Source organism: Pseudomonas vranovensis (assembly GCF_040438935.1).
Lineage (GTDB): Bacteria > Pseudomonadota > Gammaproteobacteria > Pseudomonadales > Pseudomonadaceae > Aquipseudomonas > Aquipseudomonas vranovensis.
Genome location: NZ_CP159259.1, coordinates 2,508,450 through 2,527,212, shown reverse-complemented (window position 1 = coordinate 2,527,212; position 18,763 = coordinate 2,508,450). Strand labels below are relative to the sequence as shown.

General features: G+C 62.8%; 14 protein-coding genes. 7 read left to right on the top strand and 7 right to left on the bottom strand.

Features of this window, described 5'->3' with window-relative positions:
• Positions 1-35 precede the first annotated feature (35 nt).
• Positions 36-959 carry a FecR domain-containing protein gene (locus ABVN19_RS11595; RefSeq protein ID WP_105641976.1) on the bottom strand — a complete coding sequence of 308 codons (924 nt, stop codon included), beginning with the start codon at positions 957-959 and terminating at the stop codon, positions 36-38.
• Positions 956-1,471, bottom strand: a complete 516-nt coding sequence (locus ABVN19_RS11590) for a sigma-70 family RNA polymerase sigma factor (RefSeq protein WP_028946037.1) — start codon at positions 1,469-1,471, stop codon at positions 956-958. The genes ABVN19_RS11595 and ABVN19_RS11590 overlap by 4 nt, the downstream gene beginning before the upstream one ends.
• Positions 1,472-1,705: 234 nt before the next feature.
• Between ABVN19_RS11590 and ABVN19_RS11585 the strand changes: the two genes are divergently transcribed.
• The gene (locus tag ABVN19_RS11585; protein WP_105641977.1) at positions 1,706-2,182 is read left to right on the top strand and encodes an isochorismatase family protein; all 477 of its coding nucleotides are present in this window, start codon (positions 1,706-1,708) and stop codon (positions 2,180-2,182) included.
• Positions 2,183-2,256: 74 nt separating this feature from the next.
• On the opposite strand, the gene ABVN19_RS11580 is transcribed toward ABVN19_RS11585, so the two are convergent.
• Positions 2,257-3,030, bottom strand: a complete 774-nt coding sequence (locus ABVN19_RS11580) for a ParA family protein (protein ID WP_028946039.1) — start codon at positions 3,028-3,030, stop codon at positions 2,257-2,259.
• Between the two features lie 218 nt (positions 3,031-3,248).
• Here ABVN19_RS11580 and ABVN19_RS11575 point away from each other — a divergent pair, with 218 nt between their 5' ends.
• From ABVN19_RS11575 to ABVN19_RS11565, 3 genes are read left to right on the top strand one after another with little or no spacing between them, the layout of a single operon-like run.
• The gene (locus ABVN19_RS11575) at positions 3,249-4,565 is read left to right on the top strand and encodes an alpha/beta hydrolase (RefSeq protein WP_051270725.1); all 1,317 of its coding nucleotides are present in this window, start codon (positions 3,249-3,251) and stop codon (positions 4,563-4,565) included.
• A gap of 14 nt (positions 4,566-4,579) precedes the next feature.
• Positions 4,580-4,984: a hypothetical protein gene (locus tag ABVN19_RS11570; protein WP_028946040.1), complete on the top strand. Its 405-nt coding sequence runs from the start codon at positions 4,580-4,582 to the stop codon at positions 4,982-4,984.
• The gene (locus ABVN19_RS11565) at positions 4,968-6,044 is read left to right on the top strand and encodes an alpha/beta fold hydrolase (RefSeq protein ID WP_028946041.1); all 1,077 of its coding nucleotides are present in this window, start codon (positions 4,968-4,970) and stop codon (positions 6,042-6,044) included. The genes ABVN19_RS11570 and ABVN19_RS11565 overlap by 17 nt, the downstream gene beginning before the upstream one ends.
• Positions 6,045-6,172: 128 nt before the next feature.
• Here ABVN19_RS11565 and ABVN19_RS11560 read toward each other — a convergent pair whose 3' ends face one another.
• Positions 6,173-6,967 (bottom strand): SDR family oxidoreductase, encoded by a 795-nt coding sequence (locus ABVN19_RS11560; RefSeq protein WP_105642060.1) that lies wholly within the window; start codon positions 6,965-6,967, stop codon positions 6,173-6,175.
• A 181-nt stretch (positions 6,968-7,148) separates the two neighbouring features.
• Between ABVN19_RS11560 and ABVN19_RS11555 the strand changes: the two genes are divergently transcribed.
• Entirely contained in the window at positions 7,149-8,081 is a 933-nt protein-coding gene (locus tag ABVN19_RS11555) for a LysR family transcriptional regulator (protein WP_051270728.1), read from the top strand.
• 34 nt (positions 8,082-8,115) lie between these two features.
• On the opposite strand, the gene ABVN19_RS11550 is transcribed toward ABVN19_RS11555, so the two are convergent.
• Both ABVN19_RS11550 and ABVN19_RS11545 read right to left on the bottom strand, forming a co-directional pair.
• On the bottom strand, positions 8,116-10,278 hold the full coding sequence (locus ABVN19_RS11550) for a TonB-dependent siderophore receptor (protein WP_256585843.1): 2,163 nt from the start codon (positions 10,276-10,278) through the stop codon (positions 8,116-8,118).
• A gap of 246 nt (positions 10,279-10,524) precedes the next feature.
• Positions 10,525-12,246, bottom strand: a complete 1,722-nt coding sequence (locus ABVN19_RS11545) for a response regulator (RefSeq protein ID WP_028946044.1) — start codon at positions 12,244-12,246, stop codon at positions 10,525-10,527.
• Positions 12,247-12,397: 151 nt separating this feature from the next.
• Between ABVN19_RS11545 and ABVN19_RS11540 the strand changes: the two genes are divergently transcribed.
• Entirely contained in the window at positions 12,398-16,585 is a 4,188-nt protein-coding gene (locus tag ABVN19_RS11540; RefSeq protein WP_028946045.1) for an autotransporter outer membrane beta-barrel domain-containing protein, read from the top strand.
• 70 nt (positions 16,586-16,655) lie between these two features.
• Here the strand turns inward: ABVN19_RS11540 and ABVN19_RS11535 are convergent, their stop codons facing one another.
• Positions 16,656-17,873 (bottom strand): MFS transporter, encoded by a 1,218-nt coding sequence (locus tag ABVN19_RS11535; protein WP_105641978.1) that lies wholly within the window; start codon positions 17,871-17,873, stop codon positions 16,656-16,658.
• Positions 17,874-17,983: 110 nt separating this feature from the next.
• On the opposite strand from ABVN19_RS11535, the gene ABVN19_RS11530 reads away from it, so the two are divergent.
• Complete coding sequence (locus tag ABVN19_RS11530; protein ID WP_028946047.1) at positions 17,984-18,754, top strand: helix-turn-helix transcriptional regulator; 771 nt, start codon at positions 17,984-17,986, stop codon at positions 18,752-18,754.
• The last annotated feature ends 9 nt before the right edge of the window (positions 18,755-18,763 follow it).

Genomic DNA, 18,763 nt, shown 5'->3' with positions numbered 1-18,763 from the left:
ATCTGTTACCCACATAACGAAAATTTTTCACGCGCTCAGGCTTGCCTGCTTTCCACGCGAACCCAGTAGCGCGTCACGCGGCGCAGGTACACCGGCAGGGAGTCCTGCAGGTTGGCCAGTACGGCTTCAGTGTCATCGAGCAGGAAGGTGCCTGAAACACGCAGGTCGGCCACTTCGGGGGCGCAGCCCAGATACCCGTGGCGGTAACGGGAAAGCTCAGCGAGCAGGTCCTGCAACCGCCAGTCGATCGCCACCAGCATGCCGCGTGTCCAGGCCGACACCTGTGCTGGCGCGGGCAGCAGCGGGCCAACGCTGTCGGCGGCGAAGCTCAGGGTATGCCCGGCGTCAGCGCGCACTGCCTGCGCCGTCGCCAGGCGCGGACGTACCTCCACGGCGTGGGCCTCGACGGTCACCCGGGTGATTCCCTCGCCCTGGCGCACCGCGAAGCGCGTACCGAGGGCGAGGATGCGGCCTTCGGCACTTTGCACACTCAACGGGCGCGAATCCTTGGCTGTTTCGACCAGGATTTCGCCCTGGCGAAGGACAATCAGCCGTTGACGGTCATCGAATTGCACGTCGACCCGGGTGTTGGTGTCGAGCACCAGTCGACTGCCATCGGCGAGAGTCAGCGTACGACGTTGCCCCACCCTTGACACGTAGTCTGCGCGCCAGGGCGAAGCTTGGTAGCCCTGCCAGCCGACCATGCCGACACCCACCAGCAAGGCGAACATTTTCAGGGCGGCGCGACGCTGTTGTCGGGCCTGTTCGAGCGTGCTGGACGCTACCGCAACGGGTGCCTGGGCCAGGCGTTGCTGCAGTTGCTCGATACGCTCCCAGGCCTGGGCATGTTGCGGGTCGGCGGCCAGCCAGGCTTGCCATTGGCGGCGGGTGGTTTCGCTGACGGAGCTTTCGTTGAGGCGCACATACCATTCCACTGCCTGGGCAAGAACGACTTTCATGCCTCATCCAGCAGCAGGCAGTGCATCAGGGCAGTGGCGAGATGCTTGCGTACCGTGCTCACCGATACCCCGAGCCGTTCAGCCGTCTTCTCGTAGGTGAGCCCGTCCAGTTGCACGGCGAGAAAGATCTGGCGCGTACGGGCACCGAGGCCATCGAGCATGCGGTCGATGGCCATCAGGCTGTCGAAAATCAAGGCACGGGCTTCTGCCGAAGGCGCATGCACCTCGGGGCGTAGCGCCAACGCTTCAAGGTAGGCCTGTTCCAAGCTGCGGCGACGGTAGAGGTCGATCACCAGGCCACGGGCAATGGTCGCCAGATAGCGGCGAGGCTCCTGCAAGGTGCCGGATGTGCGAGCCAGCAGCACGCGCACGAAGGTGTCCTGCGCCAGGTCGGCTGCATCGGCTGAATTGTTCAGACGCTGACGCAACCAGCCTCGCAGCCAGCCGTTGTAATCCCGATAGAGCTCATGCAAATGCTCGTGGTGCCCTGCATCACAGCCTGCTGTGGACATTCCCTCTCCCTGGAAGGCAATTAATGCGAATAGGAATTTGTCGCGATTGTATAAGGCCGAAGGGAAGTTGGAAAGCCTGGTGGGAGCGGGGCTGCGACGTCTCTGCCCCGCTGCCTGCGACCGACCGCACTGCGGTCGTGGTGCAAGACAGTCGCTCCCACCGGATCAGTGCAAGACCGTTGCCGCATCGGCGTATACTCCGCGGCCATATCAAGCGCTGCGGGGGAGAAGTTCATGCGCCAGGTTTTGCTTATCGTTGATGTCCAGTCCACCTTCAGCCCGCCCGAGTGGCTGGTCGATGGCGTGCGGGCGCTGTCTGCGAGGATGCCTGCGGTCGCGTCGGTGGAGTTGCATGATGAGCAGATCACCCCCTTTGAAAAGCAACTCGGCTGGCACCCGGCGGCCGAGGACGAAAGCCTGGTCGAGGCTGACCAGGTGTTCATCAAGCACGGTTACGGCCAGAGCGCTGAAGCCATCGCCTACCTCAAGCAGCTTGGTGTCGAGCGGGTGCTGGTCTGTGGCATCCAGACCGAAACCTGTGTGCTGGCTGCCGGGTTTGCGCTGTTCGATGCAGGCCTTAACCCGACGCTGATCACCGACCTGACCGTGGGCTCGTCCCTGGACAGGTCCGGCCAGATGGGCATCAACCTGTGGAAGCATCACTTCCGCCAGGTCACCACCCGCGCCGAGGTCATCGCCGAACTGGGCTAGGCGTAACGGTCTCGAACCACGAGCGCTGCGCGGCCGATCGCAGGCGGTCGCCAGCGGTTCCACCGTATACGGGCCTACGCCGCACGTTCCAGGGCGCCCAGTAAATCCACGAACTCCAGCGAAAGCTTGCTGCGAGGTGCCAAACGGACCAGTGGAATCGACGCTTCGTGGGATTCGCGCATCTTCACCGAGCTGCTCAGGTAGGTCGGCAGAACGGGGAGGCCTTCGGCGAGCAATTGGTCAATGAGCGTTTGATGCAGGGTGGTGCGCCCCGAGAACTGATTCACCACGATCCCTTCAAGCAGCAGCGACTCATTGTGGTCGAAGCGCAAGTCCTCGACCTGGGCGATCACGCTGTACAGCGCCTGGCGGGAAAAGCTGTCGCAGTCGAAGGGAATGAGCAGCCGGTCGGCCGCCACCAGGGCACTGAACGTGTAGAAGTTCAGCGAGGGCGGGGTATCGATGTAGATGCGCTCGTAGTCCTGCGAAAGGTCAACCAGCAGTTTGCGCAGCTTGTTGATTTTGAACTTGCTTTCAAGTTTGGGCTGAATGTCTGTCAGGTCTGGGCTGGCGGTCACCAGGTGGAGGTTGTCGTACGCCGTTTCGGTGACGGTCACGCGCGATCTTTTGCTGGCGGGTCCGCTGGACAGCGTCTGCTTGAAGAAGTCGGTGATACCGGACGGAATGTCGTTATCGAGGAGGCCGGTCAGGTAGTGCGTTGAGTTGGCCTGAGGGTCGAGATCGACCAGCAGTGTTCTATAACCTTCGGCGGCACTGACCGCGGCGAGGTTACACGCAATACTGGATTTGCCCACTCCACCTTTCTGATTGAATACAACTCGACGCATGAGGCGCTTGATCCTTGAGTAGGTCTACGACGGAATGAAAATCAGCAGTAGCGCTCAATTTATTACCAAGATGTTTCAGAATTAAGTCACGACTGGCCACGTGTCGGTTTTTCAGGCACGCCCCAGGCAACCCCCCATCGTGGGTAGCCACAGAAAACCAAGGCGCTCAGTAGTCTATTGCCGAGCGTGAAACACCGGTTTCTGCAAAGGGAGTGGCAATGAAAAACAACCAAGAACCCGAGGCACCCTCCGGGCCGCAGGCCATCGGCATGCCTCGCGTGTTGCGCGCACATCAGCCCGACCGAGAGGCTCGGGCCTTTCTGCGGCTAGTGAACTTCTCCACCCGCCTGCGTCCCGCCGAAAACTACTCGCTGCCGCGATTGCGCCAGGGCTGGCGCTTGACGGCGCTTGCGCTGGGGAAGAATCCGCCGGTGGCTTCGGTCACCGAACAACGGATCGATGGGCCAGGCGGCGAAATCGCCTTGCGCATCTTCAAGCCTGCCAATACCCAGGCATTGCAGCCGGCATTCATGTGGTTTTTCGGTGGTGGGTTCATCATTGGCGACCTGGACACTGCCGACGGCATCTGCCGCAGCATTGCCCTGGCCGCTGATTGCATGGTGATCGCGGTGCGTTATCGCCTGGCGCCGGAGCACGACCTGTCGGCAGGCCGTGCAGATGCCTTGGCGGCGTTGGAGTGGGTGGCCAAGAACGGCGCGCAATGGGGGATCGACACAACGCGCCTGGCCATTGGTGGCGATTCGGCGGGCGGCAACCTCAGTGCTGCCGTTGCCCAGGAGAACCTGCGTCGTGGCGGCCCGGCGCTGAGCCTGCAAGTACTGGTCTACCCGGCCACCGAGCTGGTGGAGAAGTTTCCGTCCTATGCGCAGAACGCCTTCGGCCAACACCTGCTGACCGATCAGGCGGTGAAATGGATCGAACGGACCCTGGCGCCTTCGCTCGCCACACTGGACCTGCTCGACCCGTGGTATTCGCCACGCCGCAGCCCCGATATGCACGGCCTGGCACCGGCGGTGATCATCAGTGCCGGGTTTGACCCGATCCGCGATGACGGGCTGGACTATGCCGCCCGCCTGCGGGCGGCCGACGTGCCGGTGGAGCTGTTGCACTACCGGGGCCAGTTTCATGGATTTCTCAATTTCGACTCGGTCAACGGCGCCAGCCGCGATGCCCTGCAACGCATCGGCGAGGCACTGGGCCGGGCGTTCAAGCGTCAACCGGCTGCCGACAGGACCATCGAGGTCGCCGACAGCCTGCCACGCAAGCATTCGCGCCTGCGTGCCAGTGCCGACGAGCTGGCGACCTCGACCTTGACCTCGTGGGTGCTCACCGAGCGCTGGGGGATCGCATTATTGCGTTTGCTGGCGCCCAGGACCGCCAGCGCCTGCCGACTGCTGATCAGACCCTGGCTGTTGCCCACGGTAATGCTGCGGCGCAAGGCCATTACCGGACTTGACCGGCTGGCCGCACGCCAAACCTGGCCCGCAGAGAAACGCTGCACTGTGAAACCCTGATCGAGGAAAACGTCATGGCATTACCGGATCCGTTGAAACTGTATCGCGAGGCCATCACCCGGTTTGAAAACGGCATCAATGCCCTGGCTGCCCGTCACATCGACGCGAAAGAGGTGGGCCTGGTGATCGACCACTATTCCAGGGTCTCCCACGGCTTGCAGCACCTGTCGCAGACGTCGCTGGAGCGCTTGTACAAGCGTATGGACCTGCCCAGTCGCGGCGAAGTCGACGCCCTGGCCACGGCTTTGCGGCGCGTGGAAGACAAGCTCGACCAATTGCTTCCGGCATCCCGCAGTGCGGCGATTGCACCTCGCCCGCCACGGACGCGACGCCCCATGGTTGAAGCGTCCCCGGCGCCGGTCAAACCGGCATCCAAACGTAAACGCAAGGCAGGAAGTGACGATGACTCGGCCACATGACAACAAGGTCGTCGACAGTTCGATGACGCACAGGTTGCGTTCGGAGCTGGGCATGATGGTCCAGCGCGGTATAAAGGGCCTCGAATACCTCAGCACGCCACCGCCCGCCGTTGGCATGACGCCAAGGACGCTGGTACACCGCCGCGGCACCTTGTGCCTGTACCACTATCACGCCACGGCAGACGAGATCTATCGCGTGCCGCTGTTGTTCGTGATGGCGACGACCAGCAAGGCGGCGATCTTCGACCTGGCAAAGGGGCAGAGCCTGATCGAGTTCCTGCTTGCGCGGGGTTATGACATTTACGTCATGGACTGGCATGCGCCGAGCCGGGATGAGGCGCACCTGAAGCTCGAGCATTATGTGCTCGACTTCATTCCCGATTGCATACGCCGGGTGCAGCAAGACACCGGCATCGATGATGTCACGCTGATCGGCTACTGCATGGGCGGTGTCCTTGCCACGCTGTACGCCGCCTTGCACCCCGGTGGGCCGTTGAAGAACCTGGTGTGCTTCACCACGCCCGTGGACTGGACGAAGATGCCCCTGGCCAAGCAACGTCACTTCAAGCCCGAGCGGCTGATCGGGGCGACGGGGCTGGTTTCGCCACAGACCATCATCAGGGCTATTGACCTGCACCGTCCTGCAGGTCGCATTGCCGGCAAGGCGAGGCTCTGGGACAACCTGTGGAATGACGATTACGTCCGGGGTTTCCGCATGATGGCGCGGTTCAGTGACGAGACCTTGCCGCTGCCCGGTGAGTACTTGCGGCAAATCCACCAGGAACTGGGGCAGAACAATTCGCTTTACGAAGGGGGTATGCGCATTGGTGGCAAGGAGGTTGATCTGAAGCGTATCGAGGTGCCGCTGTTGCACATCATTGCGCAGTACGACTCCCTGGTTCCCCCGGACTGCGCACAACCGCTGGTAGCGCGTGTGGGGTCGCGTGACAAGGAAGAGCTGTTGCTGCCGGGCGGGCATGTCAGCCTGGTGGCGGGACCGGCTGCGGTCAAGCGGATGTGGCCAAGGCTCGATCGGTGGTTGGGGGAGCGGTCTGTTTGAAGGGCTGCGTAAATGACGACCGCTGTGCGGCCGATCGCAGGCTGGCGCCAGCGGCTACGAGGTCTGGTAGCCGCTGGCGAGGAACGAGGCTGCGATCGGACGCGCAGCGCTCGTGTTTGTGTGTGCCGTCAGGCCACTGTATCCACCACCCCGCCATCCACCCGCAAGGCGGCACCGGTGGTAGCCGAGGCCTGGGTAGACGCCACATAGACCACCAGGTTGGCCACTTCCTCTACCGTCGCCGCACGTTGAATGATGGAACTTGGGCGGTGCTCCATGACGAACGCGGCGGCGCATTCCTCCAGGGTCTTGCCGCTCTCGGCCACTTCGTCCTTGAGCATTTCAGCGACGCCCTCGGACAAGGTCGGGCCGGGTAGCACCGCGTTGACGGTGACGCCGGTGCCGGCCAGTCGCTTGGCCAGCCCACGGGAAACCGAGAGGTTGGACGTCTTGGTGAAGCCGTAGTGGATCATGTCGGCCGGAATGTTCAGTGCCGATTCCGAGGAAATGAACACAATGCGGCCCCACTGCCGCTCGACCATCCCCTGGGCATAGGCACGGGACAAGCGCACGCCGGACATTACGTTCACATCGAAAAAGCGCTGCCAGACCTCGTCCGGTGTGTCGAAGAAGTCTTGCGGGCCGTAGATGCCAACGTTGTTGATCAGGATGTCCACCTGCGGCAACTGCGAAACCAGCTGCGCGCACCCGTCGGCATTGCCGACATCGGCTACCACGCCTCGTACCGTTGCAGCCGCACAGGATTGCTGGATGGCTGCGACCGCAGCGTCTACCGCAGGCTGGCTTCGGCCGTTGACGATGACGTCTGCACCAGCCTCGGCAAGGCCCTTGGCGATGGCGAAGCCAATACCCACCGTGGAACCGGTGACAAGGGCAGTCTTGGCGCTCAAATCGATTTTCATGGCATGCATCTCGTAGAGGTAATGCCTGCAATCTAGCAGTTGCGCGGGGCGGCGATCATCGTCGCCAACTTGAAAACACTTTTCTTGAAATCAGAATAATTGCTAGGGTGATGCCTTCGAGTGGCCACTTTTATTCGAGTCTTGATTTTTTCGGGTTGAAGTTTTTCGAGTATTTAAAATAATGGACAGGTTATTTGCGCTGCGCTTACTGATGGATATCGCAGACAAGGGCAGTTTTTCAGCAGTGGCCCGGGCCCACGCAATCGCTGCCTCCAAGGTGACGCTGGTGATTCAGCAGCTGGAAAGCAGCCTGGGTGCTCGTTTGATTACGCGCACCACCCGCAAGCTGGCGTTTACCCATGAGGGGGAGCGGTTGTTGTCTGCGGCTCGAGAGATCTTCGCTATCTGGGAGACGGCGGCGGCCGAGATCTCCCCGAGCGGTGATCTGCAAGGGCCGATACGCATTACCGTCAACAATGATTTCGGCCATCAATGGGTGTTGCCGATTCTCGATCCGTTCATGCAGCTGCATCCCAAGGTCCAGGTGACGGTGCTGTTCAGCGACGGCATTGAAAACCTGCTGGAACAGCAGATCGATGTGGCGATTCGCAGTGGTCCGCTGGAAGACTCGCGCCTTAAAGCCAGGTTATTGGTCAAGGGCCGGCGCGTGGTCTGTGCGGCGCCATCCTACTGGGCTGAACATGGCAAACCGACGCAGCCGCAAGACCTGGCCAGGCATAACTGCCTGGTGTTGTTGCGCTCGGGGGCGCCGCTGTCGATATGGAACTTCGTTGTTGACGGCGTGCGCACTTCAGTGAAGGTCAGCGGCGATCGCGTGGTCAATGATGGCGCTGTCCTGCGCCAATGGGCGGTGCAAGGCAAAGGGGTCATCGTCAAGAACGAATGGGATATCCAGGCGCACGTGGATAAGGGCGAATTGGAAGTTGTATTGGGCGACGCTGTCGAGGAACACGTCGACTTGTATGCGGTGTATCCGAAAGACATCCCCAATCGTAGAACACTCGCGTTTATCGACTTTTTGAGCCGCCACATTACCGAACGAGTCAGCGGTGAACGTCTGTCCGGCTGTCAACCGTTTGCCAACATGACGTGACTGGCTGCATCCCTGCAGCCGGATCTGGCTCAACTCAGAATTTGTACTTGGCGGTCAGCATGTAGTTGCGCGGGTTGCCGTAGGTGTCGGTGCTGCCCCAGGTCACGTCCGAGCCGATTGCCGAGTAGTACACGCGGTCAAAGACATTGTTGGCATTCAGTTGCAGGTCCAGGTGTTTGTTCACCTCGTAGCCGGCCATCAGGTCGGTGACCGCATAGCTGCCTTGCTGAATGCGATAGCTGCCATCGGTAAGGGCCACGTCGTTGTACATGCGGCTCTGCCAATAGACGTTGCCGCCCACGCGCAGTTTTTCCAGCGGGCCCTGGAAGCGGTAGACCGTGGACAGCTTGAACAGGTGTTCAGGGGCGTCGGTGGTGAAGGGTTGGTGGGCGTTGGCAGGGTCCTGGTCCTTGATGTAGCGCGCACGGGTGTAGGTGTAGCCTGCGCCCACCTGCCATTGCTCGGTCAAGGCGCCTTGCAGTTCCAGGTCCAGGCCTTGGCTGCGGACTTTGCCGGAGGCTTCGTAGCAGGTGATTTCCGGGCAGCCGGTCTGGTCGTCCGCCTGGCTGGCGCGGTTCAGCTGGTCGACCTGGAATACCGCAAGGCTGGCGTTCAGTGCGCCATCGAAGTATTCGCCCTTGATGCCGATTTCATAGTTCTCGCCCACGATTGGCTCAAGCAGCTTGCCGCCGATGTCCTTCTGGGTCTGCGGGGTGAAGATGTCGGTGTAGCTGGCGTAGACCGAGTAGGTGTCATTGATGTCGTAGATCAGGCCGGCGTAGCGGGTGACGTTGCGGGTGACTTTGTAGTCGCCGTCGCCTGTGTGGTTGTCGTAGTCATACCAGTCCAGGCGCCCGCCCAGGATCAGCGTCAGCGGGTCGGCAAGGCTCAGGCGGGTGGTGAGGTATACGCCGTTCTGGGTGGTGACTTCATGATCGTCGGTGGTACGCACGAAGTCCGGTTTCGGCGCGCCCAGCGGCAACCCCAGGGTGTACGGGCTGTAGTTGTGGGTGGTGACGTCGTACTCGCGGCTGCTGGCGCCGACGACTACCTCATGGGTGCGGCCAAAGGCTTGCAAAGGGCCGCTGGCGAACAGGTCATAGGCGCTCTGGGTTTCATCGTAGCGTGACTGCCAGGCGGTGCGCTCCAGCGGCCCGTTGTAGCGCGACAGGTAGGTACCGGAGAACAGCGCTTTTTGCGTCGATTGCGACGCAGACGCCTGCAGTTGCCAGTCGTTGGCGAAGCGGTGCCTGACCTCGCCGAACACCGTGTTGATGTCCTGCTTCTTGTCTTCCCAGTCGGTACCGGGGTTGGTCGAACGCGGCAGGTCGAGGTGATGCCCATCGGTGCCGATGGGCAGGCCACCCCAGAAGAAGTTGGTGCGGTCTTCCTGGCGCGAGAGGCCGAAGGTCAGGGTGGTGTCTTCGCCGAGGTCTGCTTCGGTCACGGCGTAGAACAGCCCGTGGTTGCTGTTTTCGCCGTCGCGGAAGGTGTCGGCATCACGGTAGGAACCCACCACACGGCCGCGCAGGGTGCCGCTTTCGTTCAACGGGCTGGAGGCGTCGAACTCGCCACGGTAGTCATCCCAGCTGCCAGCCGCGCTGGTCAAGGTCACTTGCTGCTCGGCGGTGGGGCGCTTGCGCACCATGTTGATGGCTGCCGATGGATTACCGCTACCGGTGACAAGGCCGGTGGCACCGCGGATCACTTCGACCCGGTCGAACATCGCAAGGTTCGGCTGGATGCCCACCGTCCAGCCCTGGTAAGAGCTGGGCAGGCCGTCGTACATGATGTTGTCGATGTCAAAGCCGCGGGCGCTGTAGGTCTGGCGCCCCGGGCCGCTGGACTGGCTGAGGAATAGGCCGGGGGTGTTCTTGACCACGTCGTTGACGCTGGTCATGGCCCGGTCGTCCATGCGCTGGCGGGTGATCACGGTGACAGCTTGCGGGGTCTCGCGCATCGACAACGGCAGCTTGGTGGCAGTCTGCATGGTCCCGGTAGTGTAGGAGCCCGACCCCTCGGTGGTCTGGCCCAGGCCTGTGGCACTGATGGCCAGTGGGCTGAGGATCATTGATTCAGCGACGCCGGTTTGCTCGGCAGGCGTGGCCGCAGGGGCGGTTTGTTCGGCAAGGGCAAGGGGCGAGGCGCTTGCCAGGGCAATGGCAACGGCGAGGGTACGGGGCCAAAAAGGAAACACGCAGGATTCTCCACATAGAGTGAATGACAAGTAACGACGCGAAGGGGCGGTGACTGTTCAGCTGCAGGCGCGGCGAGGTGGACCGAGGTGCACCGTGAGCCTGTGATAGCAGGCTCACTCAAAAGCTGATAAGAGTACTTTTGATAATCATTCGCAGCAGTGTGTCAGAATGTGACGCACAGAAAAACCCATGAACGCGAAATAACTAATGAAATTTTCACATTCCAGTCAGTGACGGTTCTGTGATTACAGGAAGGGCAGCGCCTGTGGCAGTTCCAATTCCAGGTGCCAGGATGAGAACGTCCGGTCGCCTGCCGCAACGACCTGGGCCTTGGCTTGCAAGCGCAGCAACAGGCGCTGAATGCTGGCATGAGCCAGCAGGGCCGAGGTGTCGTGGGAGTGAGGCGCATGCCAGGGCGTCAGTTCAAGGTTCAACCGCAGCAATCCGCGGGGCTGGATGCTGGTCGCCAGGTGCAGGTCGATTCGTGCCGGCAGGGTACCCAGTTGCAGATAGCTGAACAGGCTGTCGAGCAACTGACGGTAATGAAGGGCATCGATCCACGCGCTTTGCAGGGCGCGCAGGCCGGGGCCGAGGTCCAGCAGGCACCCCGCGGCGGCGAGCCGCTGGCGCCAGGGAGCGAGGATTTCTTCGGTCAAGGTGCCCAGGTTGTGGGCCTCGGTTTGCGCCTCGTTCTCGTGGGCGTCGAGGGTCATGACTGCATCGATCCTCGCCAGGCTGTGGCGCATGTCGTCAATTTGCTGCGCCAGCGCGCTCAAGCCGGGCTGCGAGGCGTCGGCACCGGGTTGCAACGCCTGCTCCAGGCTTTGCTGCATCCCCGCCAGCAGGGCCTGCAATTCGTGACTGACCGCCACCAGCGTCGTACTTTTGAGGTGGCTTTCAAACCGTGCCTCGGCGCCTTCCTGGCGCAGGGTGGTGAGCATCCTGTCGCGTTCGGTGAGATCGCGCATGCCGCCGAGCATGGCGACCAGCGTGCCAGCCTCGTCACGAAACGGTGTACACCAGATGTGCATGGCAGTGGGCGACCCCGCGATCTCGATGACGGCTTCGGTCATGAAGGGTTCTTCGCGGATCACGGCTTCGCGAAAGCGCAGCCATGAGCGCTCGCGCAGCGGCGCCGGCAACCACCGCGCCTGGTCCATGGTGGTGCCGCGGATCATCTCGAAGCTTTCGCCGGTGTAGGCCAGGTAGCGGCGGTTGCACATCAGCAGGTGGCCTTCCAGGTCGCGCACGAACATGGGGTAGGGCGCCGAGTCGAGCAGGGCGCGCAACAGGCCGTACTCGTGCAGCAATTGCGGATCGACTGGTGCGCCCTGGACCCGTGCGCCATCGTCACCGGCCACCAGCCCATGGCTGCGGGCCACCTCCAGTAGCTGGAAGTCACTGTCAACCCTGAGCTTCTGGTGCAGGCGCACCTTGTAGGTGCTGACGGTCTTGTAGCTCAGGCTCAGTTGCCCGGCGATGTCCTTGTTGTTGAGGCCCTGGCTGAGCATCTGCAGCACTGTCAGTTCGCGGCCGGACAACTGCTCCAGCTCGCTTTCGGATTCGCTGGCCTCCTGGCGGGTGGCCTCGCGGGGAAAGTAGCTGCGCCCGTGGCTGACGGCCTGCAGGGCGTGCTCCAGCGCCTGCAGTGCCTCGGTCTTGCTCACATAGGCATCGGCCCCGGCCTGCAGCGAGCGTGCGGCATACAGGCTGGCCTCCTGGACGCTGTACACCAGCAGCTTGATGCCTTGGTGGCTGGCGCGCAGGCGGCGCAGCAAATCCAGCCCGCCCAGGCGTGGCACAAGCAGCTCGATGATCACCAGGTCCGGGTGCAACTGGCGACACTTGAGCAACGCATCCTGGCCGTTATCCACCTCGCCAATCACCTGGTGGCCTGTGCGTTGGAGCAGGGCCCGCAACCCGTCGCGAACGATGGGCAGGTGGTCCACGAGCAGGACAGTGCTCATGTGCGATTACCTCCGGAGCGGATTCCGCCCAAGCATAGACCAGGACTGTCGAGAGTTACTCCTACAACGCCATGGATGCTGCTCCGACATTCGCAACCCCGCCCCCCGCGCAGACTGCAGGCATACCCTTTCCAGCGCCCGCGAGGCTGCCATGAAAACCTTCACCCGCCCTGCATCACGCCATCCGAAGTTCCAGCGCACCTGCCTGGGCCAGGCCATCGGCCTGATTCTGGCCGGGCTATTCAGCCTCAACGTGATCGAGGCCGAAGCCGAGGACAGCGGTGTCGAACCCCCGGTCATGGACATCGACCCGCCTTCGGCAGCCGGTGCCATGGTCAGCCCGTCGATCCTCGAGATCGCCCTGCAGGCCAGTGCGGATGCCCCACGGGTGTTTGCCGCACGGCTGCTTGGCGCACCGGCTCCCATCAGCGTGACGGTTGCCGACGGCATCGGCATTGCCGCCGCTGGCGCCCATGACGACGCTACCGTCAACCTGGCTGCAGCGCGCACCGTTGGTGTGCAGGCCGGGGCTGGCAGCAACGTGGGTTTTGAACGGGGCACCGTCAACAACAGCGCCCTGACCACCGCCAACGCTGCAGGCCAGGCCGGCCTGCTGGCAACCGATGGCGGCCAGATCAGCGGCAGCGGCGTCACCGTCAACCTGGTGCCCAAGGCCGCCAACAGTAATGTACTTACAGTCAGCAACATGACCGGCGTCAGTGCCAAGCGTGGAGGCCAGGTGTCGCTGCGTGACAGCAGCGTGACCATGGGCGGCAACGTCGGTGGCCTGAACAATCAGGGCCTGGTGGCCTCTGGCAGTGGCAGCCATATCGATTTCGCCGGCGGCAGCGTCAGTACTTTGTCCAAGGGGTCGGTCGCTGTGCTGGCGCAAGACGGCGGTTCCATCAACCTGAGCCAGGGCAGCGTGATCAGCACCAGTGGTGCGCCCAACGCCGGCAATGCCAGCCATGGCCTCAAGGCCACAGGGCCTGGCAGCCGGATCGAGGCGACCGATGTCACGGTCAATATGGCCGCGGTGTCGGCCAGTGGCGCCCGGGCCGAAAACGGTGGCCATATCCAGCTCAAAGACAGTACGCTGGCCAGCACCTCGGCGGCCACCAGCACCACCACGACCGCCATGCTGCATGCCCTCGGTGGCGCCACTATCGACGCAGACGGAACCAGCGTCAGCGCCACCGGCAACTACATCGGTGGTGCTCGCGCCGACGGTGCCAGCAGCAAAGTCACGATCAAGGGCGGCAGCACCCTGGCCATCAAGGGCGCCGGCAGCGCCACGGACTACACCTCCGGCGCCCGTGCCATGAACGGCGGCGCGGTCACGGTCGAGAGCAGCACCGTGTCGACCCAGGGCACCTTCAGCCATGGTGTCTCGGTTGAAGGCAGCGGCTCCCGCGCCGATGTCGCGCACAGCAGCATCGATGTGGGCGGTGCCCGCTCGTACGGCGTCTACGTCAAGGACGGTGCCAGTGCCGAAGTGAACAGCAGCAAGATCAGCCTCGACGCCGCCCCCGGTGTGACTGGTCCCTGGGGCCTTGGCGCGCTGGTCGAAGGCAGCGGCTCGTCGCTGATCCTCAACGACACCGAGGTCAACACCACGCAGAAAACCAGCTATGGCGTACGCGCCCTGGCCGGGAGCGACCTGCAGATCAACAACGGCAAGATCGATACCAAAGGCAACTACTCGGCCGGCCTGAGCGCCGGCAGCTCGACCGTGGTGGCCCGCAACCTCAGCATCACTACCTCCGGTGACGACAACGCCATGGGCGTGGTCGCCGATGCCGGCTCCACCATCACCCTGTACGGCGGCTCGGTGACCACCACCGGCAACGGTTCGCCGGTCTCCTCCAACCTGACCTTTCCCCATGCCCTGGCCTCACGCAACCCCGGTGCGCAACTGAATGTCTACGGCACCAGCGTACTCACCACCGGCACCCAGGCCTACGGCGCCGCCGTGGACGACGGCGGCAGCATGCTGCTCGATGGCGTTTCGCTGCAGACCCAAGGCCAGTATTCGGTGGGCCTGTACGCCGGCATCGGCAAGCTCAAGCCCGCGCCGGTGAGCCTGATCGCGCGCAACGTCAGCGTCGAAACCCATGGCGACCAAGCCACAGGCGCGCTGGTCAGCCGCCAGTACCAGGCGGATGAGGCCAAACTTGAGCTGTTCGATTCGACCTTGAGCACCCACGGTGTGCAATCCCACGGTCTGCAGGCAGAATCCGGCGCACAGCTCAACGCCAACAACACCTCGGTCACCACCAGCGGTGTAAGTGCCCTGGGCGCACTGGCCAACAACACCGCCCATGTCGATCTCGACCAGGTCGGTGTGAACACCCGTGGCGACCTGGCCCACGGCGCCGTGGCCAAGAACGGCGGCGTACTCACCGCCAGCACTAGCGTGATCAATGCCAGCGGCGAACAGGCTGCTGCACTGTATGCCCAGGGCACCGACACCCTCAAGGGCCAGGCAAGCATCGACAACAGCGTGTTGCACAACCGCGACGGCGCCACCGTCGGTGTAGCCGGTGTAGCCGACATCAGCCTGATCGACAGCATCGTCGGCGGCAGCGGCCAATGGCTGAGCGTCGACAGCGCCGTGGCCAACGACGGCAGCAGCATGCCCGATATGGGCACCGGAGAGTGGCAGGGCGTGGGCAAGACCCTGGCCAGCGCCGGCAACGCCCGGATCGATGTCTCGGGTTCGGTGCTCAATGGTTCGGCACGTACAGCCGCCGGCAGCGACTCGAATGTCAGCCTCAGCGATACCAGCCTCTGGAACCTGAGTGGTGAATCGAACCTGGGTACCCTGCGCAACGACGCCAGCCTGATCGACTTCAGCGCCCCGGTGGGCGGCAACTTTAAGAACCTGACCGTCAACAACTACCACGGTGCCAACGGCACTATCGCCTTGAACACTTACCTCTACACCGACAACTCACCGTCGGACAAACTGGTGGTGGACGGCGGCACCGCCGACGGCAGCAGCAACCTGATGATCAAGAACGCCGGTGGCCCCGGCGCGCTGACCCAGGGCAACGGCATCATGGTGGTGGACGCGGTCAATGGCGCCACCACCGATTCCGAGGCGTTCCGCCTGCTCAACCGGGTCAAGGCTGGCCCTTATGAGTACACCCTGCACCGTGCCAGCCAGGACGGCAGCAACGGCGAAGCCTGGTACCTGCGTTCGACCAAGGATGCAGACCCCGTGGACCCCGTGGTGCCTGTAACCCCGGTAACCCCTGTGACCCCGGCTGATCCGGCTGATCCGGCCGCCCCGGCCGCCCCTGCGTTCAACCCGGCCCCCAACATCCCTGCACGTTCACAGGTGCCCAACTACCGTCCTGAAACCTCGTTGTACCGGGCACTGCCCTCGATGCTGCTGCACTACAGCCACGCCATGGTCGATACCCTGCACGAGCGTGTCGGCGAAGAGCGTCGCCTGGCCACCGACCCGCTGCCCGATGAAGCCGTCGATACCTACGGCCCAAGCATGGGCTGGGGCCGGTTGATCTACCGCAAGGGCGAACAGGACCTGGGCGAGGGCGCCAGTGCCGACTACCGCATCCATGCCTTCCAGGTGGGGGCCGACCTTTACCGCAACGACGACGTCGATGGCAGCACCGACCAGGCCGGCCTGTCGCTGAGCATTGGCCGCATTGCCGGCAGCGTCGATCACAACGACGGTGTCAATGCCGGTGATGACCTGCTGCGCGCCTATGGAGTAGGAGGGTACTGGACCCACTTTGGCCCTGAAGGCTGGTACCTCGATGGTGTGCTGCAGTTCAACCAGTTCGACATCAAGACCAGCCCCAACGACCTGGACGGTCTTAAAACCCGCGCGCGTGGAGTGACGGCATCGCTGGAAGCCGGCTACCCGTTCCATGCCGAAAAAGACAAAGACCTGCACGTAGAGCCTCAGGCCCAGGTGATCGTCAGCAAGATCAAGGTCGACGACACCCACGACGAAGCTTCGGATGTGCGCTTTGACGACGTCGACTCGCTGACAGGCCGCATGGGTGTACGCATCGACAAGGACTGGTTCCGCGAAGACGACAAAGGCAAGATTCACCGCACCAATGCCTGGGTCCGCCCAAGTGTCTGGCACGAGTTCAAAGGCAAAGCCAAGACGGAGTTCTCCTCGGCCGATGGCTACATCCCCTTTGGTACGGACATGAGCGGTACATGGGGTGAGCTGAACATGGGCGTTGATTATCAGGTCAACGAACGCACTACGGTGACGGGTTCGCTGGGTTACCAGAAAGCGTTTGGTGAAGACAGCCGCAGCTACGAAGGCATGATCGGGATCAAGGTCAAGTTCTGAGTGCCATCGCGGGGCAAGCCCGCTCCTGTAGGAGCGGCGGTGCGACGTCTCGACTTGCCCCGCGATCCATTCAACCCTTTTGAGTCGAAGGCAGCAGAATCGTCAAAACCCCCAGCAACGGCAGGTAAGCGCACAACCGATACACCGCCTCGATCCCGTGACTGTCCGCCAGGCTTCCCAGCAGCGCGGCACCCATCCCGCCAAAGCCGAACATCAGGCCGAAAAACACCCCCGCAATCATGCCGACGTTCCCCGGCACCAGCTCCTGGGCAAACACCACAATGGCCGAGAATGCCGAGGCCAGGATGAAGCCGATGATCATGCTCAGCACGCCGGTCCAGAACAGGTCCACGTAAGGTAGCGCCAGGGTGAAGGGCGCGGCCCCCAGGATCGAGAACCAGATCACCGCCTTGCGCCCGATCCGGTCACCGATCGGCCCACCAAAGAAGGTACCCGCCGCCACGGCCCCCAGGAACAGGAACAGGTACAGCTGCGAGTTGGCAATCGATACGTCGAACTTCTCGATCAGGTAGAAGGTGAAATAGCTGGTCAGGCTCGTCATGTAGAAGTACTTGGAGAACACCAGCAGTGCCAGCACCACCAGGGCGAAGGTCACCCGGCCTCTGGACAGCCCGTGGGTTGCCTGGCTGCCCTGCTTGAGCTTGAACAGGTCCAGGTGATGGCGGTACCAGCGGCTCAGGCCGTACAGCACGGCAATGGCGAACACGGCGAACAGGCCGAACCAGGCAACATGGCCCTGGCCATAGGGAATGACGATGGCTGCCGCCAGCAACGGCCCGAAGGCACTGCCGGCGTTACCCCCGACCTGGAAGGTCGACTGCGCCAGCCCGTATCGACCACCCGAGGCCAGGCGCGCCACGCGAGAAGCCTCCGGGTGAAAGGTGGAGGAGCCAATGCCTAACAGCGCCGACGCGAGCAGTATCGCGGAAAAACTGGCGACGAAGGCCAACATCAGGATACCGACCAGGGTACACACCATGCCGGTGGGCAGCAGCCAGGGCTTGGGGTGGCGGTCGGTGTGGTAGCCCACCCAGGGCTGCAGCAGCGAGGCGGTGAGCTGGAAGGTCAGGGTGATCAGGCCGATCTGGGTGAAGTTCAGGCCATAGTTGGCCTTGAGGATCGGGTAGATCGATGGCAGCACCGCCTGGATCAAGTCGTTGATCAGGTGGGCGAGGGCGCAGGCACCGATGACCCGCATTGCCAAGGGGCTGGCTTGGCGGGCAACCGAGGCGCTGGCCACGGCTGGGTTGAGGCTGGTGGAGGACATGCTGGGGCTTCCGCAGGCAAGGAATTCAAGGTTGCAGCGCTATCCTAGGGGCGGCAGAATTGCCTGTCTCACGCTATTCGGGCAACTACTATCGCAAAAAGGGCATGACGATGAAGCCGCTGGCTGTATTTCTGCAAGAGATCGACGACGGCCCCTGGGCGGTGCGCAGCAGTGCCACCGACTACCCGGAGAACCGTTTCATCGCCCCGCATTCCCACCAGAAGCATCAGTTGATCTATGCCATTGAAGGCGTGATGGTCGTGCATTCTGCCCTGCATCAGTGGACGGTGCCCCCCAGCCGGGGCATCTGGATGCCCAAGGGGTACGTGCATTCGATCCGCTGCATTGGCGAGGTGAAGATGCGCAGTGTTTTCGTGCAACCTGACGAGCGGCTCGACCTGCCCGGCGAAACCCGCACGGTGAGCATTTCACCGCTGCTCAGCGAGCTGATCAAAGCCTCCGTCGACATCGCCCAGCCCTGTGCGGCCGATTCGCGAGAGGCCCGGGTGCTGCGCCTGATCCTCGATGAGCTGCAGGTACTGCCAACCTTGCCCCTGCACTTGCCTCAACCGACCGACCCGCGCCTGCAGCGCATCTGTTCTACCCTGCTACATGACCCAGGCGACGGATCGACCTTGTCGGACTGGGGCATGCGGTTGAGCCTTGACGAGAAAACCATCCAGCGGCTGTTTCGCAAGGAAACCGGCATGACCTTCGGCCAGTGGCGCCAGCAAGCGCGCCTGCTGCTGGCCCTTGAGCGGATCGCGGTGGGCGGGAAGATCATCGATGTGGCCACCGAGCTGGGCTACGACAGCCCCAGCGCGTTCACCACCATGTTCAAGAAGCAGTTCGGCACGACCCCCAGCCATTTCTTCAAATAGAGAATGGAG